The sequence below is a fragment of the Pseudomonas entomophila genome, assembly GCF_029193575.1.
GTDB classification, from domain to species: Bacteria; Pseudomonadota; Gammaproteobacteria; order Pseudomonadales; family Pseudomonadaceae; genus Aquipseudomonas; species Aquipseudomonas entomophila_G.
This window is the reverse complement of record NZ_JARGCS010000056.1, coordinates 487,112-512,864: the sequence shown is the minus strand read 5'-3', so window position 1 is coordinate 512,864 and position 25,753 is coordinate 487,112. Positions and strand designations below refer to the sequence as shown.

Below are 25,753 nucleotides of genomic sequence, written 5' to 3'. Positions count from 1 at the left end.
TCCACCCGACATGTCTGTTTCCGCCCGCGACGCCTTGCGCATGGCCGCGCTTTACCTGGTGCTCTCGATCCTCTGGCTGGCGCTGTCCGAGGTCGTATTGCGAGGCATGACCGATGACCCCCTGGCCATGGCCGTGGGTCGGCAAATCAATGTAGTGGTGTGGGTGCTGCTGAGCACGGCGCTGATCTTCTTCTCGCGCGCCCGCTTGCTGAACTTCATCGGCATCGGCGCGCGCCTGCGCGACGCTGACCGCGAGCGCCTGCGCATGGCGGCGGCGGTGTTCGACAGCACCCTCGAAGGCGTGCTGGTGACCGACCGCAATGGCCTGATCGTGCACGTCAACCGCGCCTTCATGCGCATCACCGGCTACCAGCAGGACGAAGTGCTCGGCCAGCGCCCGAACAAATTCAAGTCCGGGCGCCACGGCGCGCCGTTCTACCGGCAGATCTACGCCGCCCTGGCGGACAAGGGCGAGTGGAGCGGGGAAATCTGGAACCGTCGCAAAAGCGGCGAGATCTACCCGCAATGGCAGACGATCTGCGCCATTCGCGACGACGGTGATGAGCTCAGCCACTACGTGGCGGTGTTCAGTGACATCAGCGCGATCAAGCATTCCGAGCAGGAGCTGGCCTACCTGGCTCACCACGACCCGCTGACCGGCCTGCCCAACCGCCTGCTGTTCAACGACCGCGCCGAGCAGGCGCTGGCCTCGGCCCAGGCCAACAAGCGCGGCTGCGCTTTGCTGCTGCTCGACCTGGACCATTTCCAGAGCATCAACGACGGTCTTGGCCACACCCTCGGCGACCAGTTGCTCAAGCTCGTGGGTGAGCGCTTGCGCGAGATGCTGGGCAGCGGCGTGACCCTGGCGCGCCTGGGCGGCGACGAGTTCGGTGTGCTGTTGGAGAGTTGCCAGCAGGTTGGCCAGGCGGCGTCGCTGGCGCAGACCATCATCGAACGCCTGCGCGAGCCGTTCTGCTTCGACGAGCAACGCCTGTTCATCAGTGCCAGCGTCGGTATCAGCCTGTTCCCCAACGATGCGTTGGGCGCCGAGCAACTGCTGCGCAACGCCGATGCGGCGCTGTTCAAGGCCAAGGGCAATGGCCGCGCCTGCTATGCGTTGTACACCGAAGAATTGACCGCCCACGCCCAGCACCGGGTCGAGACCGCCGGCGAACTGCGCCGGGCGTTGGAACAGGATGAGCTGCGGGTGTTCTACCAGCCGGTGCACGACCTGTTCACCGCGCGCCGGGTCGGGGTCGAGGCGCTGGTGCGCTGGCAGCACCCGCAGCGGGGCCTGGTGCCGCCGGGGGAGTTCATCCCGATCGCCGAGCGCACCGGGCTGATCGCCGATATCGACGCCTGGGTGCTGCGCCAGGCATGCCGGCAGATGGTGCGATGGCAGGCCGAGGGGCGCGGGCTGGAATTCGTCGCGGTGAACCTGTCGAGCCGGCTGTTCGGCCAGCGTGACCTTTATCCACAGGTGGCCGAGGTGCTGCACGAAACCGGGCTGGACCCAACCCTGCTGGAGCTGGAGGTCACCGAAAGCGCGGTGATGGACGACCCGGAGGTGGCGCTGGAGCAACTGCACCGCCTGCGCGAGCTGGGGCTGCGCCTGGCCATCGATGACTTCGGCACGGGTTATTCATCGTTGCTGCGGCTCAAGCGGTTGCCGGTGCAGAAGCTGAAGATCGACCAGGGCTTCGTGGCAGGGTTGCCGCATGACGAGGATGACATCGCCATCGTGCGGGTGATCATCGCCCTGGCGCGCAGCATGGGGATGCAGGTGCATGCCGAGGGCATCGAACAGGCGGAGCAGGCGCGGTTCCTGCTGGAGCAGCAGTGCGAACTGGGGCAGGGGTACTGGTTCGGGCGGCCGGTGCCAGCGTCGGCGTTGCACGAAGGCTGAGCCGGTCAGCGCCGCAGCCTATGCGTCATGTCGCGGATCACGCCATGGACGATCCGCCGCACGAGCCTGCCCTCACCGGCACTGAAGAGGTGCGCCTGCCGCTCCAGCAGGTCTCTGGCGGTGTTCTCCACTCCTGGCACCAGCGTGTCGAGGATCCGGTTGCCCAGGGGCGTGCGTATGCCAATTTGCTCCCCGAGGCTCAGGACACTGGCGCGCGTGATGTCGCCATGGGTGCGAACGCCGTCGGGTTTCCACACCAGTTCCGCGTCCAGCCAGGGCGCGGCCGCGTCGCCATAGACCGCCGTGCACAGCAGATCGTAATGCGGTGCCAGGTAATACGCGTCCGGGCGCACGAAGAACGAAAGGTTCTTCAAGTGGGCATCGTTGTTCCCGACCAAGATGTTGAAAACCAGCCACCTGAATAGCTGCATCCGCGTCTGAGCCACGTTCCGTACCTGGTCAAGAATGGCTTGCAGCGTGTGTGGGGTCGCTTGCTGATACTTGAAGCTCTTGTCCAGCGTGAGGATCTGGCAGGCATCGAGCACATGCACGCGCTCGAGCTGATCACCGGCCCGCACCCGATCAAAACGCTCGATCAGGTAGGTGGCTTCGGGCACACGGCGCAGGGTGACCTCGGGAACGTCCAGGCCCACGGCGCGGGCAACGCTCATCACGAACCATTCATTGGCCGCGGTGGCATCATAAAGATCCCGTTGCGGGTGGTCGGGCTTGAGGATATGAGTGGAGGGAGTACTGCCGATGGGCTCGAACAGCGCACCATCGGTCATGACGATCGGCAGCTTGTGCTGGGCACCTGCCAAAGACATGCGCTTCGGCGCAGCGGTGGTCAGCGATACGCGAGGGAGGTTGCGGATGCGTTCGCTCAGTTGCGCATCCGAGAGCGGCCTCAGGCCGCTGGGTTGCGCCGTGTGTGAGTCGCTGAGCAAGGTGACCGCCCCGGCCGATTCGGCGCCGTAGTAGCCCAGCAGGCCAAAGGCATCGGCGAAGTCGATCCTTGCGTCGTTCGCCAATAAGGTTCGGGCCTGCTCTTCGGGCAGCAGATTGTCGAAGAACCACTGCACCGGACGCTGCGAAGAGGCGTCGACGATGGTGCCCCTGGCGCGGGCGAGGGCGGGTGACAGGTCATAGCCTGCGGCATTGGCGATCCACTCTGGCGTGTACTCCAGGCTCCAGACGCCCGCGTCGTCGCGCAGCATGGCGATGGCGTGGTCGTTGATGAAGACGTTGAGTGTTCTCATGGATCGGGGATGTCCACGTAGAGCCGGATGCCAAGCTCTTGCAGCACCTGCAGCACGCTGCCGATCGAGACACTGCCTTTGCCTTTCTCGATGTCCCTGAGCAGCACATGGCTTTTGCCGACGATCAATGCCAGGTCGGACTGGGTGATGCTCTGACGCTTACGCACGGTGCGTACGGCATCTCCCAAATCACTTGGGGTATGGATCTGCAGAGCGTTCATGGGGAGCCTGAGATAAACGAAAAGATAGCTTCGATTATGCAGGCGAATAGTAGGGATTCAAGTGAAACTAAGCTTTTTTTTAGTTTTAGGGCGGAGAGAGCCCAGGTGTGCAGGTAATCGAAACTATGCTTTCGATAATAGTGGATAGAAACGTTGCCCGCTCAAATTCGAAATAATATTTTAGTTCCCCTGTGTCAGAGGGTGCAGGGGCGGGCTTGGGCCTATTTGACGTTCTGCGGTGTCTGGCACGGGCTACGCCCGTGATCGCGGCACAAGGCCGCTCCCACACGTACCGCGCCGTGCTCGGGAACAGAGGCTTGCCCCGCGATGGCTTCAGCGCTTGTTCAGGCCCTTGGCCAGGCGATCCCCCCCCAACTGGATCAGCGCCACCAAGGCCACCAGCATGACGATCACCGTCAACATGATCTGGCTATCGAACCGCTGGTACCCATAGCGATAGGCGATATCCCCCAGCCCGCCCGCGCCAATCGCCCCGGCCATGGCCGAGGAGTTGATCATGGTCACCAGGGTGATGGTGAACCCGCCGACGATCCCCGGCAGCGCCTCCGGCAGCAGCACATGCCAGATGATGTGCCAGCGTCGGCAGCCCATGGCCTGGGCGGCTTCGATCAGGCCGTGGTCGACCTCGCGCAGGCTCACCTCGGCGATGCGCGCAAAGAACGGCGTGGCGGCGATGGTCAGCGGCACCACGGCGGCCCACACGCCGTAGGTGGTGCCCACCAGCAGGCGGGTGAAGGGGATCAGCGCGACCATCAGGATCAGGAACGGAATCGAACGGAACAGGTTGACGAACGCCCCCAGCACCCGGTTCAGCACAGGCGCCTCGTAGATCCCGCCCTTGTCGCTGGTGACCAGCAGCACCGCCATCGGGATCCCCACCAGCAGTGCGATCAGCGACGACACGCCAACCATCAGCAGGGTGTCGAGCAGACCTTGCAGCAAGCGATCAATCCACATAGCCCAGTACCTCCACGTCATCGGCCCAGCGCCGGGCGCGTTCGAGTAATTGATGGCCCGCCAGGGGCGAGCCGCGCACGGCCAGCACCAACTGCCCCAGGGCATGCTCGCCAATGGTTTGCACGCCGCCTTGCAGCAGGCGCACATGTCCGCCGAGGTCGGTGAACAGCGCCGACAGTTCCGGCTCGCCCAGCAGTGTCAGGCGCAATACGGTGGCTGCGTCGCGGCTGACCGGGTTGGCCCGCAGGCTGGCCTGCAAGGCGGCGGGCAGCTTGGCCTGCAAGGGTGCGAGCAGGGTGCGGGTGACCTCGTGGCGCGGCGCGCCGAATACCTGCCAGACCTCGCCCTGCTCGACCACTTCGCCGCGTTCGAGCACCACCACGCGGTGGCAGATGTCGCGGATCACCGCCATCTCGTGGGTGATCAACACGATGGTCAGGCCCAGGCGCTGGTTGATGTCGCGCAGCAGCTCGAGGATCGAGGCGGTGGTTTCCGGGTCGAGTGCCGAGGTGGCTTCGTCGCACAGCAGGATCTGCGGGTCGTGCACCAGCGCCCGGGCGATGCCCACGCGCTGCTTCTGCCCGCCGGAGAGCTGCGCCGGGTAGACATGGTGCTTGTGCTCCAACCCCACCAGCGCGAGCAGTTCGCGCACCTTGCGCTGGCGCTCGGCCTTGGCCACGCCGGCCACCTTCAGCGGCAGCTCGACGTTCTGCCACACGGTCTTGGCCGACATCAGGTTGAAGTGCTGGAAGATCATGCCGATGCGCCGACGCAGGCGCACCAGGCGCTCTTCGTCGAACGGCGCGATATCGACCTGGTCGATCAGCACCCGGCCCTCGCTGGGCTGTTCCAGGCGGTTGATGGTGCGCAGCAGCGACGACTTGCCGGCGCCGCTGCGGCCGATGATGCCGAAGATCTCGCCGCGGCGGATGTTCAGGTCGATGCCGCTCAGGGCTGGCTGGGCCTGGCCCGGGTAGGTCTTGCCCAGGCCGATGAAGCGCACGTGGGCTTCATTGACCTCCGGGCGCAGGGCCTGCTCGCGGGCTGCGGGCGGCGTGGGTTGCTCCAAGGGCGCCTTGAGGGCGCTGACGCTGCTCACCTCAGCCCTCCCAACCGGCCTGGTAGAGGTTGCCATGGGCCTTGTTCAATGCGGCGCGCACGGCGGGCGAGTGCTGGTAGATGTCGACGAACTTGGCCAGGCGCGGGTCGTCCTTGCTTTGCGGGCGGATGACGAACTGGATCACGTACTCCTTGTTCTCCAGGCCGTCGAACAGCAGCGCTGAGGTGGCGTCGAAGGTGTTGGCCAGTCGGATGTAGGCCGGGTAGCCCTGCACCAGGTCGGCGTCGTCATAGGCGCGCACCAGTTGCACGGCTTCGACCTGGAGGATCTTGAGCTTTTTCGGGTTGGCGACGATGTCGTCCTCGGTGGCCTTGTAGCCGACCCCCGGTTTGAGGCTGATCAACCCGGCCTTGGCCAGCAGTTGCAGGCCGCGGCCGCTGTTGATCGGGTCGTTGGCGATGGCCACGCTGGCGCCTTCGGGCAGCTCGGCGAAGCTTTTGTACTTCTTCGAGTACAGGCCGACGTTGTTGATGATGCCCGGCTTGAAGGGCACCAGGTCGAAGCCGGCGGCGGCCTTGGCGTTTTCCAGGAACGGGATGTGCTGGAAGTAGTTCACGTCGATGTCGCCACTGGCCAGGCTCACGTTGGGCGCGATCCAGTCGGTGAACTCGATCAGCTTCACCTCCAGGCCTTGCTTGTGGGCTTCTTCCACCGCCGCTTCCAGCGGGATGGCGAAGGCGGCGGTGGTGCCGATCTTCAAGGGTTCTGCGGCGTGCGCGGCAGCGGCGATGCCGAGGGACAGGGCGGCGGCCACGACGGGCCGGAAGAGTTTTTCAAGCATGGTGCAGGGCTCCAGTCGGGGCAGGTTTTTCAGAGGGGGTGCGGTAGTGGCTGCCGGGGTGGTCGGCGGGCAAGTGCGCGCTGTTCGCGAACAGCTTCTCGCGCAGGCTGCCGTCGGCGTAGGCGGTCTTGTAGCGGCCACGGCGTTGCAGCGCGGGGACCACCAGGTCGATGAAGTCTTCGAAGCTTTCCGGGGTGACGGTGCGGGTCAGGTTGAAGCCGTCCAGGCCGGTTTCGTCGATCCAGCCGATCAACTGCTCGGCGACCTGCTCGGGGTCGCCGACCAGGGTCACGTAGCGCCCGCCCAGGGCGTGCTGCTCCAGCAGGCGGCGGCGGGTCCAGGCGTTTTCCTGCAACTGGCGGGTCGCCGACTGGATGGCGTTGCCCTGGGTGAAGGCGATTGGCTCGTCCAATTCGAAGGCGGCGAAGTCGATGCCGGTGGACGCGGCGAAGTGCGCCACGCCCGCTTCGGGGCTGGCGTGGCGCAGGTATTCGGCGTGCTTGAGGCGGGCCTCGGCTTCGCTCGGTGCGACGATCACCGTGATGCCCATGAACACCTTCACCGCCTGCGGATCGCGGCCGGCGGCTTGCGCGGCGGCGCGCACCTTGTCGACCTGGGCGCGCGTGGCGGCCTGGTTCTGGCCGCTGATGAACACGCACTCGGCATGGTTGCCGGCGAAGGCCAGCCCGCGCGCCGAGCTGCCCGCCTGGAACAGCACCGGCGTGCGCTGCGGCGAGGGTTCGCACAAGTGGTAGCCCTCGACCTTGTAGAACTCGCCGTGGTGCTTGACCTTGCGCACCTTCTCGGGCCGCGCGTAGACGCGCTGCGCCCGGTCGGCGACCACCGCGTCGTCGTCCCAACTGCCTTCGAGCAACTGGTACAGCACGTGCAGGTATTCGTCGGCCTGGTCGTAGCGCCGGTCGTGCTCGGGCTGCTGCTCAAGGCCCATGGCGCGGGCGGCGCTGTCGAGGTAGCCGGTGACGATGTTCCAGCCGACCCGGCCGTTGCTCAGGTGGTCGAGCGTGGAGAGGCGCCGGGCGAACAGGTAGGGCGCCTCGTAGGTGAGGTTGGCGGTCAGGCCGAAGCCCAGGTGCCGGGTCACCGCAGCCATGGCCGAGACCAGCAGCAGCGGGTCGTTGACCGGCAGCTGGATCGACTCCTTGAGGGTCACGTCCAGCGACTGGCCGTAGACGTCGTAGGTGCCAACGATGTCGGCGATGAACAGGCCGTCGAACAGCCCGCGTTCGAGCAGGCGGGCGAGGTCGGTCCAGTAGGCCAGGGTCTTGTACTGGGTCGAGGTGTCGCGCGGGTGGGTCCACAGGCCGTGGTTGATGTGCCCGACGCAGTTCATGTTGAAGGCGTTGAGCAGGATCTGCTTGCTCATCAGATCGTCCCCCGGCGCGGCGGGTTCTCGCCGTTGAGGTAGTAGTTGCCGATGGCGTGGTACTTCCAGCGCACCGGGTCGTGCAGGGTGTGCACCCGGGCGTTGCGCCAGTGGCGGTCGAGGTTGTGCTCGGCCAGGGTGGCCTGGCTGCCGCCCAGCTCGAACAGCGTGGTGCCGGCGGCCAGGGAGATTTCCGTGCTGATCGCCCGCGCCTCGGCCACCGCGATGGAGGCGGCGGCGACGTTGGCGGCGCTGCTGTCTGCCTGGGCGCGGTCGAGGAACTCGCCAGCGCGTTCGAGCAGGGCTTCGGCGGCGTGCAGGCGGATGGCCAGGTGGCCGAAGCTCTTGAGGGTCAGCGGGTCGTCGCTGGCCTTGTCGACAGCGGAATCGACCCAGGGGCGGCTGCGCGTTCGCACGAAGTGCAGGGCGTCTTCGTAGGCGGCGCGGGCGATGCCGGTGTCGATGGCGGCGTGGAGGATCTGTGCCAGCGGGCCGACCGGGGTCGGGCGCTCGAAGGCGCTCTGGAACGGCAGCACGTCGGCAGCGCTGACGAAGACATCGTCGAACTGTACCGAGCCGCTGCCGGTGGTGCGCTGGCCGAAGCCGCTCCAGTCGTCGATCACCTTGACCCCGGCGCTGTCGGCGGGGATGAAGGCCAGTTGCTGGACGCCTTGCTCGTCGATCACCGAGGTGGGGATGCGCTGGGCGTAGAGCGCGCCGGTGCAGTAGAACTTGCGGCCGTTGACGCGGTAACCGTCGCCGTCGCGGGTCAGGCGGGTGGTGCGGTCGTGGGCGGTCTTGGTGCCCAGTTCGGCGAGGGCGTTGCCAAAGCGCCGGCCAGTCAGCACTTCGCCGTACAGGCGCTGTTGCTGCTCGGGGCTGCCATTCACCCGCAGCACTTCCAGGGCATAGAAGTGGTTCTGCGGGATCTGGCCGAGAGAGGCGTCGGCCTGGGCGATGCGGGCGACGACCTGGGCCAGGGTGACGTTGGACACGCCAGCGCCGCCAAAGGGCTTGGGCACGCTGATGGCCCACAGGCCGGACTGGCTGAACAGCTCGAGTTCGGCGTGCGGCAGGCGGCGCTCGCGGTCGCGCAGGGCGCTGTCGCGGCGCAGTTGCTGGGCGATTTCTTCGGCGACGGCCAGGGCCTGGGTGTCGCTGGTGATGAGTGAAGTGGTCATGGTGTTCTCCGGGCCGGGGGCCGCTGTGCGGCCCAATCGCGGGGCAGGTCCGCGCCTACAGAACAGCGCTGTGTCCGTAGGCGCGGGCTTGCCCCGCGATTGGGCTGCGCAGCAGCCCCAAGGCCGCAAATCAGATCCAGGAATGCCGCGCAGGCAGCGTGCCGTTCAGGTGGTAGGCGCCCACCGCGTGGTACTTCCAGCGCACCGGGTCGTGCAGGGTGTGCACCCGGGCATTGCGCCAGTGGCGGTCGAGGTTGAACTCGGCGAGGGTGGCGCGGCTGCCGGCGAGTTCCAGGAGCTTCTCGCTGGCCTGCAGCGAGATCTCGGTGGTCAGCACCTTGGCCTCGGCCACGGCGATCGACGCGCGTGCCGCGCAGGCGGCGTCGATGGGCGCGGCATTGACCTCGTCGAGCACCCGCGCGGCTTTGCGCAGCAAGGCCTCGGCGGCATGCAGCTCAAGCTTCAGGCGGCCGATGTCGGCGATCACGTAGGGGTCGTCGCTGGCCCGTTCGACGTTGGCGTCGACCCACGGGCGCGATTTCTCGCGCACGAAGGCGATGGCATCCTCGATCGCCGCCTCGGCGATCCCGGCGTCGATGGCCGCCTGGATCAACTGCGACGATGAGCCCTGGATGTTCGGCAGGTCGCGCTGGCGCCAGTTGTCGATCACCAGCTCGGCGTCCACCGGCACGTCGTCGAGCAGCACGGTGCCGCTGGCGGTGGTGCGCTGGCCGAAGCCGGACCAATCGTCGACGATGCGCAGGCCCGGGCTGCCACGGCGCACGAACGCCAGGCGCTGGCGGCCTTCGTCATCCAGCGCCTTGACCGCCACCCAGTGGGCGAACAGGGCGCCGGTGGAGTAGAACTTCTCGCCGCTGATGCGGTAGCCGTCGGCGTTGCGGGTGATGCGCGCCTTGAGCGTGAGGGTGTCCTTGGTGCTGCGCTCGGGGCCGGCATTGCCGATGCGCCAGCCGTCCAGCACCGAGCGGAAGATCAGCGCCTGCTGCGCCTCGGTGGCGGTCAGGCGCAGCAGTTGCAGCATGCCGAACTGGTTCTGCGGGATCTGCCCCAGCGCCGGGTCCGCCGCGCTGATGACGCGGAACACTTCGGCGATGGTTTCGAAGGAGACGTCGGGGCCGCCGAAGGCTTTCGGCACGCTGATGCTGCCCAGGCCACTGCGGGTGAACTGTTCGATCTCGGCCCACGGCAGCTTGCGCTGCTGGTCGCGGCGCGCGGCCTGCTGGCGGGCGACATCGGCCAGTTCACGGGCCGCTTGCAGGGCCTCGGCGTCGTTGCGCAACACCTTGGCCGGCAGCAGCAGGGGCGAGCTGTCGAGGTCGCTGTGGAAAAGGGTATTTGGCTGGCTGGACATCAGTACCGCTCCTTGGCTGCACTCAATGCCCTGGCGTTATGCACTGGGGTGATTGTGATCCTGACCATTCCTTACCTCACAAAATGAAATGCCGCTTCAGCTGATCGCGGCAGATGTGTGCTGGTCCGGTGGTCCGGTCTATATACCCTATGCGCTTATAAACCGTTTATGAACTAACGGTTTGGAATATGGATAGAAGTTGGGATTTGTGTTTGGCGGCAGAATGCAATCGCGGGGCAAGCCTGCTCCCACAGGTGCACCGCCGTTCCTGAGCGCGGCGGTGCACCTGTGGGAGCGGGCTTGCCCCGCGATGGCGTCGGTCAGTCCTGCGCGGCAGCCGTGCCGAGGAACTTGCGCAGGAACTGCCGCGTGCGCTCCTCTTTCGGGTTGGCGAACAGCGCCTTGGCCTCGCCCTGCTCCACGATCACCCCCTTGTCGAAGAAGATCACCCGGTTGGCGACGTCGCGGGCGAAGCTCATCTCGTGGGTGACGATGATCATCGTGCGCTGCTCTTCGGCCAGGCCGCGGATGGTCTCCAGCACCTCGCCGACCAGTTCGGGGTCGAGCGCCGAGGTCGGTTCGTCGAACAGGATCACCTCCGGCTCCATGGCCAGCGCGCGGGCGATGGCCACGCGCTGCTGCTGGCCCCCGGAAAGCCGCCGTGGGTAGGCGTCTTCCTTGCCGGCCAGGCCGACCTTGGCCAGCAGCTTGCGCCCCAGTTCGACGGCCTTGTCGCGGGGTGTCTTCTTGACGATCACCGGCCCTTCGATAACGTTGTCCAGGGCGGTGCGGTGGGGGAACAGGTTGAAGTTCTGGAACACGAACCCGGCCTGCTGGCGCAGGCGCCGGATCGCGCCCTGCTGGCTGCCCAGTGGGCGGTTGGCGTCGATGCTGATCTCGCCCACCTGGATGCGCCCGGCGTCGGGCGTTTCCAGCAGGTTCAGGCAGCGCAGGAAGGTGGTCTTGCCCGAGCCGCTGGGGCCGATGATGGCCACCACTTCACCGGGCTGGACGGTCAGGTCGATGCCGTTGAGCACGGTCTGGCCCTTGAACCGCTTGGTCAGGCCTTCTACTACGATCATCGTCAGTGCTCCTGGTCATGCTGGTTGACCCGCGCTTCCATGCGGTTCTGGAAGTGCGCGAGGACGGTGCAGAGTATCCAGTAGATCACTGCCACGGCCAGGTACATGGTGAAGACTTCGAAGGTGCGGGCGGTGATCAGCTGCGCCTGGCGGAACAGTTCGGGCACCTGGATGGTCGCCGCCAGGGCGGTGTCCTTGACCAGCGAGATGAAGCTGTTGCCCAGCGGCGGCAGCGCGGTGCGCATGGCCTGGGGCAGGATCGCCCGGCGCATGGCCTGGGTGCGGGTCATGCCGATGCTGGCGGCGGCTTCCCATTGGCCACGGTCGATCGAGGAGATCGCCGCGCGCAGGATTTCGCAGATGTACGCCGCCATGTTCAGCGACAGGCCGATCAGCGACGCCGGGATCGGGTCGAGTTCGACGCCGATCTGCGGCAGGCCGAAGTAGATCACGAACAGCTGCACCAGCAGCGGCGTGCCGCGGAAGAACGACACGTAGATCCGCGCCAGCCAGTTCAGCGGCAGGATCTTCGACAAGCGCATCAGTGCCAGGGCGAAGCCCAGCACCAGGCCGAAGAACATGCCGCCGACGCTGAGCAGCACCGTGTAACCCGCGCCCTTCAACAGGAAGGGCGTGGAGTCGATAACGAGTTGCAGGCTTTCAGGGATCATTTGGTGACATCGGCACCGAAGTATTTCGCGGAGAGCTTGGCCAGGGTGCCGTCAGCCTTGAGCTTGTCCAGCGCCTTGTCGATGGCCGCGAGCAGTTCAGGCTCGCCCTTGCGCAGGGCGATGCCCGACTCCAGGCGCGAGAAGGCTTCGCCGGCCAGTTGCGTGTCCTTGGCTTTCTGGGCGTATTCCAGGGCGGCCAGGCGGTCGATCAGGATGGCGTCGATACGGCCGTTGCGCAGGTCGGCGAACTTGCTCGGGTCGTCTTCATAGGTGCGCACGTCGGCTTGCGGGACGTCCTTCTTCACCCATTGCTCGTAGTTGGTGCCCAGGCCCACGCCGACTTTCTTGCCGGCCAGGTCGGCGGCTTTCTGGATGTTCAGCGCATCGGCCTTCTTCTTCAGGATCAGCGCCTGGATGCCGGAGATGGTGTAGGGCTCGGAGAAGTCGTATTTCTTCTTGCGCTCCTCGGAGATGGTCACCTGGTTGACGACCACGTCCAAACGTTTGGACTCCAGCGCGGCCAGGATGCCGTCCCACTTGGTCGGCTGGACCTTGGCCTTGACGCCCAGCTCCTTGGCCAGCAATTCCGACAGTTCGACCTCGAAGCCGGTCAGCTTGCCGTTTTCGTCGACGAAGCTGAACGGTGGGTAGGTGCCTTCCAGGCCGACGTTTATCACGCCTTTTTCCTGGATGGTCTTCAGTTGCTCACCGGCAAAGGCCTGGCTGAGCAGGCCGGTGCCCAGCAGCAATGCCAGGCTGGCGTTGAGAAGTGGTTTGGCGAATTTTGTCATGGCTGGCCCCGCGCTTTGTTGTGGAAGTGGTGGGTGGCGACTATAGGGTGGGCTTTATAGGTCAGGAAATAATAAAAACTTATTTTGTTATTCCTTTTCTCTGTTTCATCCCTGAAGGGCAGCGTAGAGGGTAGCCATGAACGCGGCCCCCGTCAGCACTGCTTATGCCCGACTTAGCGCAGGATGGAATAAAGCGTTGTTTTTTCCAAGGGAAGAATTTGCCGTAGAGTGGAATTTCAACACCGACGCGCCTGCGGGAGCGCGCGAACAGCCAGGAGACCACCGTGAGCGAACATCCATCCACCGGCCAATGGCAACTGCAGGGCATCGTCAGCGGCCTGCGCGGTGCCCGTGAACAATGGCGCACCCGCAACGGCCGCAGCAGCGGTGAGCAAGGCGGGCGCGAGCTGCCGTCGCGCGAGGCGGTGCGGCAGATTCTCGAGCAACTGTGCGGCGCGCTGTTCCCGATGCGCCTGGGGCCGGTGGACCTGCGCGAGGAAAGCGAGGACTTCTACGTCGGCCACACCCTCGACGCCGCGCTCACCGCGCTGCTGGCCCAGGCGCGCCTGGAACTGCGCTACGCGGCACGACAGAACAAGGCCGACCTGGCCGAGGCCGATGCCCACGCCCTGAGCCTGATCCAAGGCTTCGCCGTGGCCTTGCCGCAGTTGCGCATGCTGCTCGACACCGACGTGCTGGCGGCCTTCCACGGTGACCCGGCGGCGCGCAGTGTCGACGAGGTGCTGCTGTGCTACCCGGGCATCCTGGCGATCATCCATCATCGCCTGGCCCACCACCTGTACCAGGCCGGCCTGCCGCTGCTGGCGCGCATCAGTTCGGAGCTGGCGCACTCGGCCACCGGTATCGACATCCACCCGGGGGCGCAGATCGGCCCGAGCTTCTTCATCGACCACGGCACCGGGGTGGTGATCGGCGAGACGGCGATCATCGGCGAGCGGGTGCGTATCTACCAGGCGGTGACTTTGGGCGCCAAGCGCTTCCCTTCGGACGAGTCGGGCACCTTGCACAAAGGCCTGGCGCGGCACCCGATCGTCGAGGACGACGTGGTGATCTACGCGGGGGCGACCATTCTGGGGCGGATCACCATCGGCAAGGGCTCGACCATTGGCGGCAATGTGTGGCTGACCCGTAGCGTGCCGGCGGACAGCAACATTACCCAGGCCAATCTGCAGCTCGATTGCCAGGACAAGAATTAGGGTGTCTGGGCCGGGCCTATCGCGGGGCGAGCCCGCTCCTGCAGGTACAGCGTCGTTCTCATGGGCGGTGGTGAACCGGTAGGCGCGGGCTTGCCTCGCGATAGCGCCGGAACTGCCTCCACACTGCCGGGGTCAGTTGTTCGCCCACCCAGCGGCACTGGGTCGCATTGATTGCCGATCCATGTTTAACTTGAACGCTTGTTCAAATTAAACGCTGGTCCGCTGCCGGTGTTCAACAGGAGGATCCCCTTTGCTGAACCCGTTCATTCCGAACCTTACGTCTGTCGACGAGGTGCACGCCTGATGACTGCACCGACGCCTTCCCTTGCCAACGGCAAGGTCCGCATGAACCCCCCGGTGTTCTATTTCGCCGCCACCTTCATCCTGGTGTTCGGCCTGGTGGTCATCGCCAACCCGCAGGCGGCCGGCGAGTGGCTGCTCGCCGCGCAGAACTGGGCGGCCAACACCGTCGGCTGGTACTACATGCTGGCCATGACCCTGTACCTGGTGTTCGTGGTGGTCACCGCGCTGTCGGGCTACGGCAAGATCAAGCTCGGCGCCGACCATGACGAGCCCGAGTTCAGCTACCTGTCGTGGGCCGGCATGCTGTTCGCCGCCGGTATCAGCATCACGCTGTTCTTCTTCTGCGTCTCCGAACCCCTGACCCACCTGCTGCAACCGCCCCAGGGCGAGGCCGGCACCGCCGAGGCCGGGCGCCAGGCGATGCAGATCCTGTTCCTGCACTGGGGCCTGCACGGCTGGGGCGTGTTCGCCTTCGTCGGCATGGCCCTGGCATACTTCGCCTACCGCCACAACCTGCCACTGGCGCTGCGTTCGGCGCTGTACCCGCTGATCGGCAAGCGCATCAACGGGCCGATCGGCTACGCGGTGGACGGCTTCGGCATCATCGCCACGGTGTTCGGCCTGGGCGCCGACATGGGCTTCGGCGTGCTGCACCTCAATGCCGGCCTGGACTACCTGTTCGGCATCGACCACAGCCAGTGGGTGCAGGTGGCGCTGATCGCGCTGATGATGGGCGCGGCGGTGGCCGTGGCGGTGGCGGGGGTGGAGAAGGGCGTGCGGGTGATGAGCGACATCAACCTGTTCCTGGCCTGCGCGCTGCTGCTGTTCGTGCTGTTCGCCGGGCCGACCCAGCACCTGTTCAACACCTTGATCCAGAACCTCGGCGACTACCTCGGCGCCCTGCCGCGCAAGAGCTTCGACGTGTACGCCTACGGCGAGCAGCGCGACTGGCTGGGCGGCTGGACGGTGTTCTACTGGGCCTGGTGGATCGCCTGGGCGCCGTTCGTGGGGCTGTTCATCGCGCGCATCTCCCGGGGCCGGACCATCCGTGAATTCGTCTTCGGCGTGCTGCTGATCCCGCTGGGCTTCACCCTGGCGTGGATGTCGATCTTCGGCAACAGCGCCCTGGACCAAGTGATCAACCACGGCATGACCGCGCTGGGCCAGTCGGCGCTGGACAACCCGTCGATGAGCCTTTACCTGCTGTTGGAAACCTACCCTTGGAGCCGCACGGTGATCGCCGTGACGGTGTTCATCAGCTTCGTGTTCTTCGTGACCTCGGCGGACTCCGGCACGGTAGTGCTCTCGACCCTGTCGGCCAAGGGCGGCAACGCCGACGAGGACGGGCCGAACTGGCTGCGGGTGTTCTGGGGCGCGATGACTGCGCTGGTCACCAGTGGCTTGCTGTTCGCCGGCAGCATCGATTCGCTGAAGTCGGCGGTGGTGCTGACCTCGCTGCCGTTCTCGCTGATCCTGCTGTGCATGATGTGGGGGCTGCACAAGGCGTTCTACCTGGAGTCGCAGCGGCAGATCGCGCAGCTGCATTCGCTGGCGCCGTTCGCTGTGTCGCGGCCTGGCCGGGGCGGCTGGCGCCAGCGCCTGAGCCAGGTGGTGCACTTCCCGTCGCGTGACGAGGTGTACCGCTTCATGGACGACGTGGTGCGCCCGGCGATCGCCGAGGTCACGGCGGTGTTCGAGCAGAAGGGGCTGACGCTGATCACCCAGGACGACCCGAGCCATGACAACGTCAGCCTGAAGATCGGCCATGGCGAGGAGCAGCCGTTCATCTACCAGGTGCAGATGCGCGGGTACTTCACCCCGTCGTTCGCGTTGGGAGGGTTGGGGACACAGGAGTTGAAGAACCGGCGGTATTACCGGGCTGAAGTGCACCTGGCCGAGGGCAGCCAGAACTACGACCTGGTGGGCTACAGCAAGGAGCAGATCATCAACGACATCCTCGACCAGTACGAGCGGCACATGCAGTACCTGCACTTGGTCCGCTAGATCGCCGGGGCCGCGCTGCGGCCCATCGCGGGGCAAGCCCGCTCAGGTTCACCGCTGGCCCTGAGAGCTGCGGGGTACCTGTGGAAGCGGGCTTGCCCGGCGATGGGAGGCCGACGGCCTCCCCGGGGCACTTCAGAACGGCGCGTCGCCGAGAATCGTCGCGCGGTGCATCACCCGGCGCTGCGGCCGGTAGTCATCCACCGCGTAATGCTGGGTCACGCGGTTGTCCCAGAACGCCACGTCATTTTCCTGCCAGCGCCAGCGAATGCTGAATTCCGGCCGCGTGGCATGGGCGAACAGCAGCTTGAGCAGCGCCTCGCTCTCGTGCTCGTTCAGCTCGTTGATCCGCGTGGTGAACCCTTCATTGACGAACAACGCCTTGCGCCCGCTGACCGGGTGGGTGCGCACCACCGGGTGCGACAGCGGCGGGTTGTTGCGCCGCGTGGCTTCCCAGCGCGCCAGGTCTTCCGGGGTGCTGCCGAAGCGCTCCAGGGGGAACGACTTGGTGAAGTCGTGGGTCGCGGTCAGGCCGTCGAGCAGGGCGCGCAAGGGTGCCGACAGCGCCTCGAAGGCGGCGATGCCGCTGGCCCACAGGGTGTCGCCGCCATACGCCGGCAGTTGCTTGGCGCTGAGCACCGCGCCCAGGGCCGGGGTCGGCAGGAAGGTCACGTCGGTGTGCCAGATGGCGTTGTCGCGCACGTCGGTGACCGCGGTGTCGAGGATCAGCACCTGCGGGGTTTCCGGCACGTTGGGGTAGATCGGGTGGATGTGCAGGTCGCCGAAGCGCGCGGCGAATTCGGCCTGCTGCTGCGGGGTGAGCGGCTGGTCGCGGAAGAACAGCACCTGGTGTTGCAGCAGCGCCTGCTCGATGGCGTCACGCTGCTGGGCGGTGATTTCGCGGCTGATGTCCACGCCGCTGATCTGTGCGCCGAGGGCCGGGCTGAGAGGGGTGATGGTCAGGCTCATGTCGGACTCGAAGGGGGGCGGTTGGCGGTGTCGTTGCGGGCCTTATCGCGGGCTTGCCGCGATAAGGCCGAAAAGGTCAGTGGCTCTGCCCATGCCAGGGCACCAGCCGGCGTTGCAGGGCGCGCAGGCCCATCTCCAGGGCGAAGGCGATCAAGGCGATCAGCAGGATCCCCAGCACCACCACGTCGGTGACCAGGAACTGCGCTGCCGACTGCACCATGAAGCCCAGCCCGCTGGTGGCGGCGATCAGCTCGGCGGCCACCAGGGTCGACCAGCCAACCCCCAGACCGATGCGAATGCCGGTGAGGATGTCCGGCAACGCGCTCGGCAGGATCACATGGCGAATCAGCTGCGCCCGGCTCGCGCCCAGCGACTGCGCGGCGCGCAGCTTGGCCGGGTCGACGGTGCGCACGCCGGTGGCGGTGGCGATGGCGATCGGAGCGAAGATCGCCAGGTAGATCAGCAGCACCTTGGACAACTCGCCGATGCCGCACCAGATCACGATCAGTGGCAGGTAGGCCAGTGGCGGGATCGGCCGGTAGAACTCGATCAATGGGTCGAAAATGCCTCGTGCCACGCGGTTGTAGCCGATGGCGATGCCCACCGGCACGGCGGTCAGGGTCGCTGCCACCAGCGCCAGGCCGATGCGCCCCAGGCTGGCGCCCAGGTGCTGCCAGAGGCTGGCATCCATGTAGCCCTGGGTCAGCAGCAGCCAGGCCTTGGCCAGGATGTCGCCGGGGCCGGGCAGGAACAAGGGCTCGACCCAGCCGGCGGCGGTCACCAGCCACCAGGCCAGTAGCAGGGTGGCCAGGGTCAGGGCGCTGATCCAGCGGGTAGGCAGTGGCCGGCGTGCGCGGGCCACGGCGAGGGGCTTGGGGGTGTCGCGCTTGCCGGCGACGGGCAGGTCCAGGCTGCTCATGCGGACTCCTGCTGGCGTGTGCCCTGACGTTGGGAAAACACCCGCGCCAACACGTGCTCGCGGGTCTCGATGAAGCGCGGGTCGGACTTGATCGCCCGCGCTGGCTCGCCCGCGGCATAGCGCTGGCCGAAGTCCAGTTGCAGGCGCTCGACCACGCGCCCGGGGTTGGGTGCCAACAGCACCAGTTCGGTGGCGAGGAACACCGCTTCTTCGATGTCGTGGGTGATCAGGAACACCGGCTTGGCGGTGCGCTGCCACACCTGCAGCAGCAGTTCCTGCATCTGTTCGCGGGTGAAGGCGTCGAGGGCGCCGAACGGTTCGTCCATCAGCAGCACCCGCGGGTCGGCGGCCAGCGCCCGGGCCAGGCCCACGCGCTGCCTCTGCCCACCGGAAAGCTGCCAGATGCGCCGATCGCCAAAGCCGGCGAGGTCCACCAACGCGAGCATCTCGCGGGCCTTGGCTTCACGTTGCGCGCGAGGGATGCCGGCCAGTTCGAGGCCGAAGGCGACATTGCCCAGCACGTCCTGCCAGGGCAGCAGGGCATCGTCCTGGAACACCACCCCGCGCTCCGCGCCAGGGCCTTGCACGGGATGGCCGTCGAGGGTGATCTGGCCGTCGCTGGGGGCGACGAAGCCGGCGATCAGGTTGAGCAGCGAGGTCTTGCCGCTGCCGGAGGGGCCGAGGGCCACCAGCAGTTGGCGCGGGCCGAGGCTCAGGTTGATGTCGGCCAGCACCGGGGTGTCGGCGCCGGGGTACTGTGCGCTGATGCGCTCCAGTTCGAGCAAGGCCATGTCAGGCTCCGGTCGTTGGGGGCTACTGGGGGCGCGTTGCGCCCCTTTCGCGGTTCTACATGGGCGTGTGGCTGCCCAGGGTCAGTTAGGCAGGTACTGCGCGCTCACGTATGGCGAGTAGTCCGGCAGCACCGCCTCGACCTTGCCCTGCTGCTTGAGGAAGGTGGCCGTGTCGGTGAGCGCCTGGGTGGTCGGCGCGCCGAGGGCGCTGGCCTGGTCGGCGGCCAGCGGGTAGACGTTGCCTTCGAGCAGCAGCGGGATGTCGGTGGTTTTCGCACCGGACAGCTTGGCCAGCTTGTTGACGTTCTCGGCGTTGGCCAGCCAGGCCTTGGGGTCCTTGCGGTAGTCGGCGTAGGCGTCGAGGGTGACCTTGGCGAACGACTTGACGATCTCCGGGTGCTTGGCGGCGAAGTCCTTGCGCACGATCCACGCGTCAAAGGTCGGCGCGCCTTTCTTGGCCAGCTCGCCGGAGGTGATCAGCACCTTGCCGTTTTCCTTGGCCACGCCCAGGGCCGGGTCCCAGACGTAGGTGGCGTCGATGTCGCCGCGCTTCCAGGCGGCGATGATCGCCGGTGGCGCGAGGTTGAGGATCTGCACCTTGGACGGGTCGATGTTCCAGGTCTTCAGCGCCGCCAACAGGCTGTAGTGGCCGGTGGAGACGAACGGCACGGCGACCTTCTTGCCGATCAGGTCCTCTGGGGTCTTGATGCTGTCGCGGGCGACCAGCGCTTCGCCGGCGCCAATCTGCGTGGCGATCAGGAAGGTCTCGACTGGCAGCTTGCGGGTGGCGGCGGCGGCCAGCGGGCTGGAGCCCAGGTAGCCGATCTGCACGTCGCCGGAGGCCACGGCGGTGATGATGTCGGCGCCGTTGTCGAACTTGCGCCAGTCGATGCTGGCCTTGCTGGCCTTTTCATAGGCGCCGTCGGCCTGGGCCACCTTGGCCGGGTCGACGGTGGTCTGGTAGGCAACGGTCAGGTCGGCTGCCTGGGCGAGCCAGCTGGCGCCGGCCAGGGTCAGCGCGGCGAACAGGCGCAGCGGGGCGTGCGGGATCATGGTTGAACCTCTCGTCAGGCAATTAGGGGGGCTGGATGGCGAGAAGACTAGATGATCTAAGAAACTTAAAATAAATAACTTTTTTGCATTAGCTTAGGAGCCAATTGCTTTAAGCCCAACGCGCCGCTCAACGGCGGGCGTGAAATCGAAACGGCTGAAAAATTCACAACATTTCACGGGCGTGGCTATTGGCAAACGTTTGCAGATAACCTAAAGCTATTGCGCCCTGCGGTCGATACCTCTTTTGGCTGTGAAAGTTCAGGGGATATTCCTTAAAAATCTTAGAAATTCACAAAACGGTCATTTTGGATTTATAGGATTGTCATTATCCTGTAGCCCGGGGTGGCGGCTTAGACCAAAGTCTAGAAGCGCCCGGTAACGATTGACTTACCGGTCACGCTTTGGTGCTAAATCGCCAATCAACGGCGAGTGGGGCGATAGATCCCACCGCGTGCGACACACAAAAATTAGAACGTAGAGGAGCAATTTATGTACAAGTCCAGCCTGGCCCTGGCCGTGGCACTGGGGGTTCTCGCCCAACAAGCAGGCGCTGCCGGCTTCATCGAGGACAGCAAGGCTACTCTGAAGCTGCGCAATTTCTACATCAACACCGACAACCGTAACCAGGGCGCCACCACCAACTACTCGGAAGAGTGGGGTCAAGGCTTCCAACTGGACTACACCTCCGGCTTCACCCAAGGCACCGTAGGCTTCGGCGTCGACGCCATCGGCCTGCTGGGTATTCGTCTGGATTCGGGCAAAGGCCGTCACGGCAACGCCAGCAGCGCTAGCTACGGCGGTACCGTGTTTCCGACCGACAGCGACGGTCGTGCGGTGAATGACTTCTCCAGCTTGGGCGTAGCTGCCAAGGCGAAGATCTCCCAGACCGAATTCCGCTACGGCACCCTGCTGCCGAAGCTGCCGGTCATCAGCTACAACGACGGTCGCCTGCTGCCGCAGACCTTCGAAGGTGGCCAGATCACCTCGAACGAAATCAAGGACCTGACCCTGATCGGTGGCCAGATCGAGCACGTCAAAGGGCGTAACTCGACCAACACCGAAGGCCTGTCCCTCGCTGGCGCCAACAACGCCCGCACCGGCAGCTTCAGCAACAAGTTCCTGTACGCTGGCGCTGACTACAAGCTGACCAAGGACCTGCTGCTGCAGTACTACTACGGCAACCTGGAAGACTTCTACAAGCAGCACTTCCTGGGCGCGGTACACAGCTGGGCGATCGGCCCGGGCACCCTGAAGTCCGACTTCCGCTACTTCCACAGCACCGACGACGGCGCCAACGGCAACGACCCGGCCTACTACACCACCGGCTGGTACGGCAATGGCACCAAGGGCAAGGTCGACAACGACCTGTACAGCGCCCTGTTCCTGTACTCGGTCAAAGGCCACACCTTTGGTGGCGGCTACCAGGTCAGCAATGGCGACAGCGACTTCCCATGGCTGAACCAGGGTGACGGCTCGTCCAACTACACCATCACCGACATGCAGATCCAGAAGTTCGGTCGTGCCGGTGAGCGTACCTGGCAAGCCCGTTACTCCTACGACTTCGCCACCGTTGGTGTACCTGGCCTGACCGCCGGTGTGATCTACCTGAAGGGTGACAACATCGACTCGGCCATTGGCGACCGTAGCGAATGGGAACGTGACCTGACCCTGGCCTACGTCGTGCCGGACGGCACCCTGAAAGGCCTGGGCGTTGCCTGGCGGAACGCCGTATGGCGTAGCGACCTGGCCAGCACCACCCGTGCCCAGGACGAAAACCGCGTGATCCTCAGCTACTCCATCCCGCTGCTGTAATTTGTCTACACTGCGGATGCGCTGAACGAAAAAGCCTCGCCTTTGCGAGGCTTTTTCTTGCCTGTGATTCCGTATGCGATACGGTTATAAATAAATCGATATTTATTCTTTTTATTTTTATTCAGAAGCAGGCACATTGAACTCATCGAGACCAAAAACAGCACAAAGGAGCCCGTTTCATGAGCCTCAAACTCGGCGACATCGCCCCCGACTTCGAACAGGATTCCAGCGCCGGCAAGATCCGCTTCCACGAGTGGCTGGGCAACAGCTGGGGCGTGCTGTTCTCCCACCCGGCCGACTTCACCCCGGTGTGCACCACCGAGCTGGGCTTGACCGCCAAGCTCAAGGACCAGTTCGCCGAGCGCGGGGTCAAGGCCATCGCCCTGTCGGTCGACCCGGTCGACTCGCATCACCGCTGGATCGAGGACATTAACGAGACCCAGAACACCGTGGTCAACTTCCCGATCCTCGCCGACGCCGATCGCAAGGTCTCCGACCTGTACGACCTGATCCACCCCAACGCCAACGACACCCTCACCGTGCGTTCGCTGTTCGTCATCGACCCGAACAAGAAGGTGCGCCTGACCATCACCTACCCGGCGAGCACGGGGCGCAACTTCAACGAGATCCTGCGGGTGATCGACTCGCTGCAGTTGACCGACAACCACAAGGTCGCCACCCCCGCCAACTGGCAGGACGGTGACGAGGTGGTGATCGTGCCGTCGCTGAAGGACGAGGACGAGATCAAGCAGCGTTTCCCCAAAGGTTACCGGGCGGTCAAGCCTTACCTGCGCCTGACCCCGCAACCCAACCGTTAAACCGTCTTTGTTGCATGCTCTTAGCCATAGCAGGGATCTTCGGGCCGTTTCGACGGCCCTTTTTTCGTCTTGAGGTTTTTGGCGAAGTCAGCGGCCCTATCGCGGGGCTTGCTCGCGCATTGGGCGTCGCTATTTAAATGCCTAAATCGAATAAACAAATGAAAAAATATGATTTCTAGATATATGTGCCGAACTGCTAATGTCGAAGCCATCCACAGGGGCCAGACCCCGGAACCGAATCGAAGGAAGCGCTGCAATGCTGGTTGTTTCTATCGGGGGTAGCCCCAGTACCCGTTCACGCTCCGGCGTGCTGCTCGAGCGCTCGCGCCAGTGGCTGCAGGGCCGTGGCGTGGAGGTGGTGACCTTCCAGGTCCGCGAGTTCCCCGCCGAAGACTTGCTCCATGCACGCTTCGACAGCCCGCAAGTGCAGCACTTCCAGCAGCTGCTGGCCCAGGCCGATGGCCTGGTGGTAGCCACCCCGGTGTACAAGGCCTCGTTCGCCGGCGCCCTGAAGACCCTGCTCGACCTGCTGCCCGAGCGCGCCCTGGAACACAAGGTGGTACTGCCGATCGCCACGGGCGGCAGCATCGCCCACATGCTGGCCGTGGACTACGCATTGAAACCGGTGCTGTCGGCACTCAAGGCGCAGGAGACCCTGCAAGGGATCTTCGCCGACGACAGCCAGGTCGCCTATGGCGAAGGCAACCGCCCCGCCCAGTTGGCCCCGGCTTTGGAAGAACGCTTGAACGACTCGCTGGAAACTTTCCACGGCGCCCTGGCGCGCCGGCCCAAGCCCGTCGCCCCAGGCCTGCTCAACGAACGCCTGATCAGTGCCCGCTGGAGCATCTGACCCGGCCACACCGCGTTACCGTTTTTCCACCTTACTCGCCCGCCAACGAGGCAAGCAGGTGCAACCCGAACCTCATTCGCACAGGAGAGCGCCATGCGCACAGTCTTCTTGCGTCGTGGTGTGGTCGCCCTGTTTGCGGCGGCTGTGTCCTTCGGCGCCATCACCCAAGCCCAGGCCGAGAGCCTGCGCATCGGTTACCAGAAATACGGCACCCTGGTGCTGCTCAAGGCCAAGGGCTCGCTGGAGAAGCGCCTGAAGGAACAGGGCATCGACGTGCAATGGACCGAGTTCCCCAGTGGCCCACAGCTGCTCGAGGGGTTGAACGTCGGCTCTATCGACTTCGGCGTAACGGGCGAGACCCCGCCGGTCTTCGCCCAGGCTGCCGGTGCCGACCTGCTCTACGTCGCCTATGAGCCGCCTGCGCCGCACAGTGAGGCGATCCTCGTGCCCAAGGGCTCGCCGATCCAGTCGGTGAAGGCGCTCGAGGGCAAGAAAGTCGCGCTGACCAAAGGCTCCAACGTGCACTACCTGCTGGTGCGCGCCCTCGAGGATGCAGGCCTCAAGTACAGCGACATCCAGCCTGTGTACCTGCCGCCCGCTGATGCCCGCGCCGCTTTCGAGCGTGGCAGCGTCGATGCCTGGGCGATCTGGGACCCCTACCAGACGGCTGCCGAGCAGCAGTTGCAAGCCCGTACCCTGCGTGATGGCAACAGCCTGGTCGACAACCACCAGTTCTACCTGGCTACTCGCAACTATGCGACCCAGCACCCGGCGGTGATCAACACCCTGATCGACGAGGTGCGCGCCGTAGGCGAATGGGCCCAGACCAACCCGCAGGAGGTGGCCGACCAGGTCGCGCCGCTGCTTGGCCTGCCGACAGACATCACCCTGATCTCGGTCAAGCGCCAGGGCTACGGCGCCGCTGCGCTGACCCCGGAGGTGGTGGCCGCGCAGCAGAAGATCGCCGACACCTTCCACGGCCTGAAGCTGATTCCCAAGCCCTTGAGCATCAAGGACGTGATCTGGACACCCCCGGCCAAGGTCGCCAGCGCGCCTTGAACCCTTCGCCCGCGCCGGGGCGCCGCCCCGGCTGAGCCACCCTTGAGGAGACAACTCCAATGAGCCTTAACATCTTCTGGTTCCTTCCCACCCACGGCGACGGCAAGTACCTGGGCACCTCCGAGGGCGCGCGCGCCGTCGACCACGGCTACCTGACGCAGATCGCCCAGGCCGCTGACCGCCTCGGTTTCGGTGGTGTGCTGATCCCTACCGGGCGTTCCTGCGAGGACTCTTGGCTGGTGGCCGCCTCGCTGATTCCGCTGACCCAGCACTTGAAGTTCCTGGTCGCCCTGCGCCCAGGCATCATTTCGCCCACTGTGGCCGCGCGCCAGGCCGCGACCCTCGACCGCCTGTCCAACGGCCGTGCGCTGTTCAACCTGGTGACCGGCGGTGACCCTGACGAGCTGGCCGGCGATGGCCTGCACCTGAACCACCAGGAGCGCTACGAAGCGTCGGTGGAGTTCACCCGCATCTGGCGCAAGGTGCTCGAGGGCGAAGTGGTCGATTACGACGGCAAGCACATCCAGGTGAAGGGCGCCAAGCTGCTCTACCCGCCGATCCAGCAGCCGCGCCCGCCGCTGTACTTCGGCGGCTCCTCCGACGCCGCCCAGGACCTGGCCGCCGAGCAGGTCGAGCTGTACCTGACCTGGGGTGAGCCACCGTCCGCCGTGGCCGAGAAGATCGCCGCCGTGCGTGCGAAGGCCGCCGCCCAGGGCCGCGAAGTACGCTTCGGCATCCGCCTGCACGTGATCGTGCGGGAAACCAACGAAGAAGCCTGGGCCGCCGCAGACCGCCTGATCTCGCACCTGGACGACGACACCATCGCCCGCGCCCAGGCCTCGCTGGCACGCTTCGACTCGGTCGGCCAGCAGCGCATGGCCGCCCTGCACGGCGGCAACCGCGACAAGCTGGAAGTCAGCCCCAACCTGTGGGCCGGCGTCGGCCTGGTGCGCGGCGGCGCCGGCACCGCGCTGGTCGGCGACGGCCCGACCGTGGCGGCACGGGTCAAGGAATACGCGGACCTGGGCATCGACACCTTCATCTTCTCCGGCTACCCGCACCTGGAAGAGTCGTACCGCGTCGCCGAGCTGCTGTTCCCGCACCTGGACGTGCAGCGCCCCGAGCAGCCGAAAAGCGGTGGCTACGTCAGCCCGTTCGGCGAGATGGTGGCCAACGACATCCTGCCCAAGTCCGTGTCGCAGAGCTGAGGGCCAA

The 25,753-nt window shown here is 65.6% G+C and carries 23 protein-coding genes; 8 read left to right on the top strand and 15 right to left on the bottom strand.

The genetic code is table 11. From position 1 onward, the window contains the following. The first annotated feature begins 10 nt into the window (after positions 1-10). Complete coding sequence (gene dibA, locus P0Y43_RS26050) at positions 11-1,906, top strand: phosphodiesterase DibA (RefSeq protein ID WP_275640121.1); 1,896 nt, start codon at positions 11-13, stop codon at positions 1,904-1,906. 5 nt (positions 1,907-1,911) lie between these two features. Here the strand turns inward: dibA and P0Y43_RS26045 are convergent, their stop codons facing one another. The 11 genes from P0Y43_RS26045 to tcyJ form a co-directional block, all read right to left on the bottom strand. After that, positions 1,912-3,165 carry a HipA domain-containing protein gene (locus P0Y43_RS26045; RefSeq protein ID WP_275640120.1) on the bottom strand — a complete coding sequence of 418 codons (1,254 nt, stop codon included), beginning with the start codon at positions 3,163-3,165 and terminating at the stop codon, positions 1,912-1,914. Beyond that, on the bottom strand, positions 3,162-3,332 hold the full coding sequence (locus tag P0Y43_RS26040; RefSeq protein ID WP_275640119.1) for a helix-turn-helix domain-containing protein: 171 nt from the start codon (positions 3,330-3,332) through the stop codon (positions 3,162-3,164). Before P0Y43_RS26040 ends, P0Y43_RS26045 begins: the two co-directional genes overlap by 4 nt. 387 nt (positions 3,333-3,719) lie before the next feature. Then, positions 3,720-4,364 carry a methionine ABC transporter permease gene (locus tag P0Y43_RS26035; protein WP_275640118.1) on the bottom strand — a complete coding sequence of 215 codons (645 nt, stop codon included), beginning with the start codon at positions 4,362-4,364 and terminating at the stop codon, positions 3,720-3,722. Then, positions 4,354-5,463, bottom strand: a complete 1,110-nt coding sequence (locus P0Y43_RS26030; RefSeq protein WP_275640117.1) for a methionine ABC transporter ATP-binding protein — start codon at positions 5,461-5,463, stop codon at positions 4,354-4,356. Before P0Y43_RS26030 ends, P0Y43_RS26035 begins: the two co-directional genes overlap by 11 nt. A 1-nt stretch (position 5,464) precedes the next feature. Beyond that, a complete protein-coding gene (locus P0Y43_RS26025; protein WP_275640116.1) occupies positions 5,465-6,265 on the bottom strand; it encodes a MetQ/NlpA family ABC transporter substrate-binding protein in 801 nt (266 codons plus the stop codon). Further along, complete coding sequence (locus P0Y43_RS26020; RefSeq protein ID WP_275640115.1) at positions 6,258-7,649, bottom strand: LLM class flavin-dependent oxidoreductase; 1,392 nt, start codon at positions 7,647-7,649, stop codon at positions 6,258-6,260. Before P0Y43_RS26020 ends, P0Y43_RS26025 begins: the two co-directional genes overlap by 8 nt. Then, positions 7,649-8,830: an SfnB family sulfur acquisition oxidoreductase gene (locus P0Y43_RS26015; RefSeq protein WP_275640114.1), complete on the bottom strand. Its 1,182-nt coding sequence runs from the start codon at positions 8,828-8,830 to the stop codon at positions 7,649-7,651. Before P0Y43_RS26015 ends, P0Y43_RS26020 begins: the two co-directional genes overlap by 1 nt. A gap of 130 nt (positions 8,831-8,960) precedes the next feature. After that, the gene (locus P0Y43_RS26010; RefSeq protein ID WP_275640113.1) at positions 8,961-10,202 is read right to left on the bottom strand and encodes an SfnB family sulfur acquisition oxidoreductase; all 1,242 of its coding nucleotides are present in this window, start codon (positions 10,200-10,202) and stop codon (positions 8,961-8,963) included. A 320-nt stretch (positions 10,203-10,522) separates the two neighbouring features. Continuing rightward, complete coding sequence (tcyN, locus tag P0Y43_RS26005; RefSeq protein WP_275640112.1) at positions 10,523-11,284, bottom strand: L-cystine ABC transporter ATP-binding protein TcyN; 762 nt, start codon at positions 11,282-11,284, stop codon at positions 10,523-10,525. 2 nt (positions 11,285-11,286) lie between these two features. Beyond that, on the bottom strand, positions 11,287-11,955 hold the full coding sequence (gene tcyL, locus P0Y43_RS26000) for a cystine ABC transporter permease (protein ID WP_275640111.1): 669 nt from the start codon (positions 11,953-11,955) through the stop codon (positions 11,287-11,289). Next, complete coding sequence (tcyJ, locus tag P0Y43_RS25995; RefSeq protein WP_275640110.1) at positions 11,952-12,746, bottom strand: cystine ABC transporter substrate-binding protein; 795 nt, start codon at positions 12,744-12,746, stop codon at positions 11,952-11,954. Before tcyJ ends, tcyL begins: the two co-directional genes overlap by 4 nt. 284 nt (positions 12,747-13,030) lie before the next feature. Between tcyJ and epsC the strand changes: the two genes are divergently transcribed. Both epsC and betT read left to right on the top strand, forming a co-directional pair. Further along, positions 13,031-13,963, top strand: coding sequence for a serine O-acetyltransferase EpsC (gene epsC / locus P0Y43_RS25990; protein WP_275640109.1), 933 nt, complete (start codon positions 13,031-13,033; stop codon positions 13,961-13,963). A gap of 345 nt (positions 13,964-14,308) precedes the next feature. Next, positions 14,309-16,270, top strand: a complete 1,962-nt coding sequence (betT, locus tag P0Y43_RS25985; RefSeq protein WP_275640232.1) for a choline transporter BetT — start codon at positions 14,309-14,311, stop codon at positions 16,268-16,270. A 132-nt stretch (positions 16,271-16,402) separates the two neighbouring features. Here the strand turns inward: betT and tauD are convergent, their stop codons facing one another. The 4 genes from tauD to tauA form a co-directional block, all read right to left on the bottom strand. Further along, the gene (gene tauD, locus P0Y43_RS25980) at positions 16,403-17,236 is read right to left on the bottom strand and encodes a taurine dioxygenase (RefSeq protein WP_275640108.1); all 834 of its coding nucleotides are present in this window, start codon (positions 17,234-17,236) and stop codon (positions 16,403-16,405) included. Positions 17,237-17,312: 76 nt separating this feature from the next. Then, entirely contained in the window at positions 17,313-18,155 is an 843-nt protein-coding gene (gene tauC, locus P0Y43_RS25975; RefSeq protein WP_275640107.1) for a taurine ABC transporter permease TauC, read from the bottom strand. After that, complete coding sequence (gene tauB / locus P0Y43_RS25970; RefSeq protein ID WP_275640106.1) at positions 18,152-18,946, bottom strand: taurine ABC transporter ATP-binding subunit; 795 nt, start codon at positions 18,944-18,946, stop codon at positions 18,152-18,154. The genes tauC and tauB overlap by 4 nt, the downstream gene beginning before the upstream one ends. Before the next feature lie 81 nt (positions 18,947-19,027). After that, entirely contained in the window at positions 19,028-19,999 is a 972-nt protein-coding gene (gene tauA, locus P0Y43_RS25965; RefSeq protein WP_275640105.1) for a taurine ABC transporter substrate-binding protein, read from the bottom strand. 489 nt (positions 20,000-20,488) lie between these two features. On the opposite strand from tauA, the gene P0Y43_RS25960 reads away from it, so the two are divergent. The 5 genes from P0Y43_RS25960 to ssuD all read left to right on the top strand — a co-directional run bounded on the left by P0Y43_RS25960 (position 20,489) and on the right by ssuD (position 25,746). Continuing rightward, the gene (locus P0Y43_RS25960) at positions 20,489-21,811 is read left to right on the top strand and encodes an OprD family porin (RefSeq protein ID WP_275640104.1); all 1,323 of its coding nucleotides are present in this window, start codon (positions 20,489-20,491) and stop codon (positions 21,809-21,811) included. A 179-nt stretch (positions 21,812-21,990) separates the two neighbouring features. Then, a complete protein-coding gene (locus P0Y43_RS25955; RefSeq protein WP_275640103.1) occupies positions 21,991-22,629 on the top strand; it encodes a peroxiredoxin in 639 nt (212 codons plus the stop codon). Between the two features lie 256 nt (positions 22,630-22,885). Continuing rightward, positions 22,886-23,479, top strand: coding sequence for an NADPH-dependent FMN reductase (gene ssuE, locus P0Y43_RS25950; RefSeq protein ID WP_275640102.1), 594 nt, complete (start codon positions 22,886-22,888; stop codon positions 23,477-23,479). Positions 23,480-23,572: 93 nt separating this feature from the next. Next, entirely contained in the window at positions 23,573-24,538 is a 966-nt protein-coding gene (locus P0Y43_RS25945) for a sulfonate ABC transporter substrate-binding protein (protein ID WP_275640101.1), read from the top strand. 59 nt (positions 24,539-24,597) lie between these two features. Next, positions 24,598-25,746: an FMNH2-dependent alkanesulfonate monooxygenase gene (gene ssuD / locus P0Y43_RS25940; protein ID WP_275640100.1), complete on the top strand. Its 1,149-nt coding sequence runs from the start codon at positions 24,598-24,600 to the stop codon at positions 25,744-25,746. Positions 25,747-25,753 lie beyond the last annotated feature (7 nt).

Excerpts from the sequence above, each read along its gene's own strand:
- P0Y43_RS26010 (WP_275640113.1), bottom strand. The coding sequence starts at position 10,202 with ATGTCCAGCCAGCCAAATACCCTTTTCCACAGCGACCTCGACAGCTCG.
- P0Y43_RS25945 (WP_275640101.1), top strand. The coding sequence starts at position 23,573 with ATGCGCACAGTCTTCTTGCGTCGTGGTGTGGTCGCCCTGTTTGCGGCG.
- P0Y43_RS26020 (WP_275640115.1), bottom strand. The coding sequence starts at position 7,649 with ATGAGCAAGCAGATCCTGCTCAACGCCTTCAACATGAACTGCGTCGGG.
- P0Y43_RS26025 (WP_275640116.1), bottom strand. The coding sequence starts at position 6,265 with ATGCTTGAAAAACTCTTCCGGCCCGTCGTGGCCGCCGCCCTGTCCCTC.
- ssuE (WP_275640102.1), top strand. The coding sequence starts at position 22,886 with ATGCTGGTTGTTTCTATCGGGGGTAGCCCCAGTACCCGTTCACGCTCC.
- tauA (WP_275640105.1), bottom strand. The coding sequence starts at position 19,999 with ATGATCCCGCACGCCCCGCTGCGCCTGTTCGCCGCGCTGACCCTGGCC.
- ssuD (WP_275640100.1), top strand. The coding sequence starts at position 24,598 with ATGAGCCTTAACATCTTCTGGTTCCTTCCCACCCACGGCGACGGCAAG.
- tauD (WP_275640108.1), bottom strand. The coding sequence starts at position 17,236 with ATGAGCCTGACCATCACCCCTCTCAGCCCGGCCCTCGGCGCACAGATC.
- P0Y43_RS25960 (WP_275640104.1), top strand. The coding sequence starts at position 20,489 with ATGTACAAGTCCAGCCTGGCCCTGGCCGTGGCACTGGGGGTTCTCGCC.
- tauC (WP_275640107.1), bottom strand. The coding sequence starts at position 18,155 with ATGAGCAGCCTGGACCTGCCCGTCGCCGGCAAGCGCGACACCCCCAAG.
- tcyJ (WP_275640110.1), bottom strand. The coding sequence starts at position 12,746 with ATGACAAAATTCGCCAAACCACTTCTCAACGCCAGCCTGGCATTGCTG.
- P0Y43_RS25955 (WP_275640103.1), top strand. The coding sequence starts at position 21,991 with ATGAGCCTCAAACTCGGCGACATCGCCCCCGACTTCGAACAGGATTCC.
- P0Y43_RS26015 (WP_275640114.1), bottom strand. The coding sequence starts at position 8,830 with ATGACCACTTCACTCATCACCAGCGACACCCAGGCCCTGGCCGTCGCC.
- tcyL (WP_275640111.1), bottom strand. The coding sequence starts at position 11,955 with ATGATCCCTGAAAGCCTGCAACTCGTTATCGACTCCACGCCCTTCCTG.
- tauB (WP_275640106.1), bottom strand. The coding sequence starts at position 18,946 with ATGGCCTTGCTCGAACTGGAGCGCATCAGCGCACAGTACCCCGGCGCC.
- dibA (WP_275640121.1), top strand. The coding sequence starts at position 11 with ATGTCTGTTTCCGCCCGCGACGCCTTGCGCATGGCCGCGCTTTACCTG.
- tcyN (WP_275640112.1), bottom strand. The coding sequence starts at position 11,284 with ATGATCGTAGTAGAAGGCCTGACCAAGCGGTTCAAGGGCCAGACCGTG.
- P0Y43_RS26035 (WP_275640118.1), bottom strand. The coding sequence starts at position 4,364 with ATGTGGATTGATCGCTTGCTGCAAGGTCTGCTCGACACCCTGCTGATG.
- betT (WP_275640232.1), top strand. The coding sequence starts at position 14,309 with ATGAACCCCCCGGTGTTCTATTTCGCCGCCACCTTCATCCTGGTGTTC.
- P0Y43_RS26045 (WP_275640120.1), bottom strand. The coding sequence starts at position 3,165 with ATGAGAACACTCAACGTCTTCATCAACGACCACGCCATCGCCATGCTG.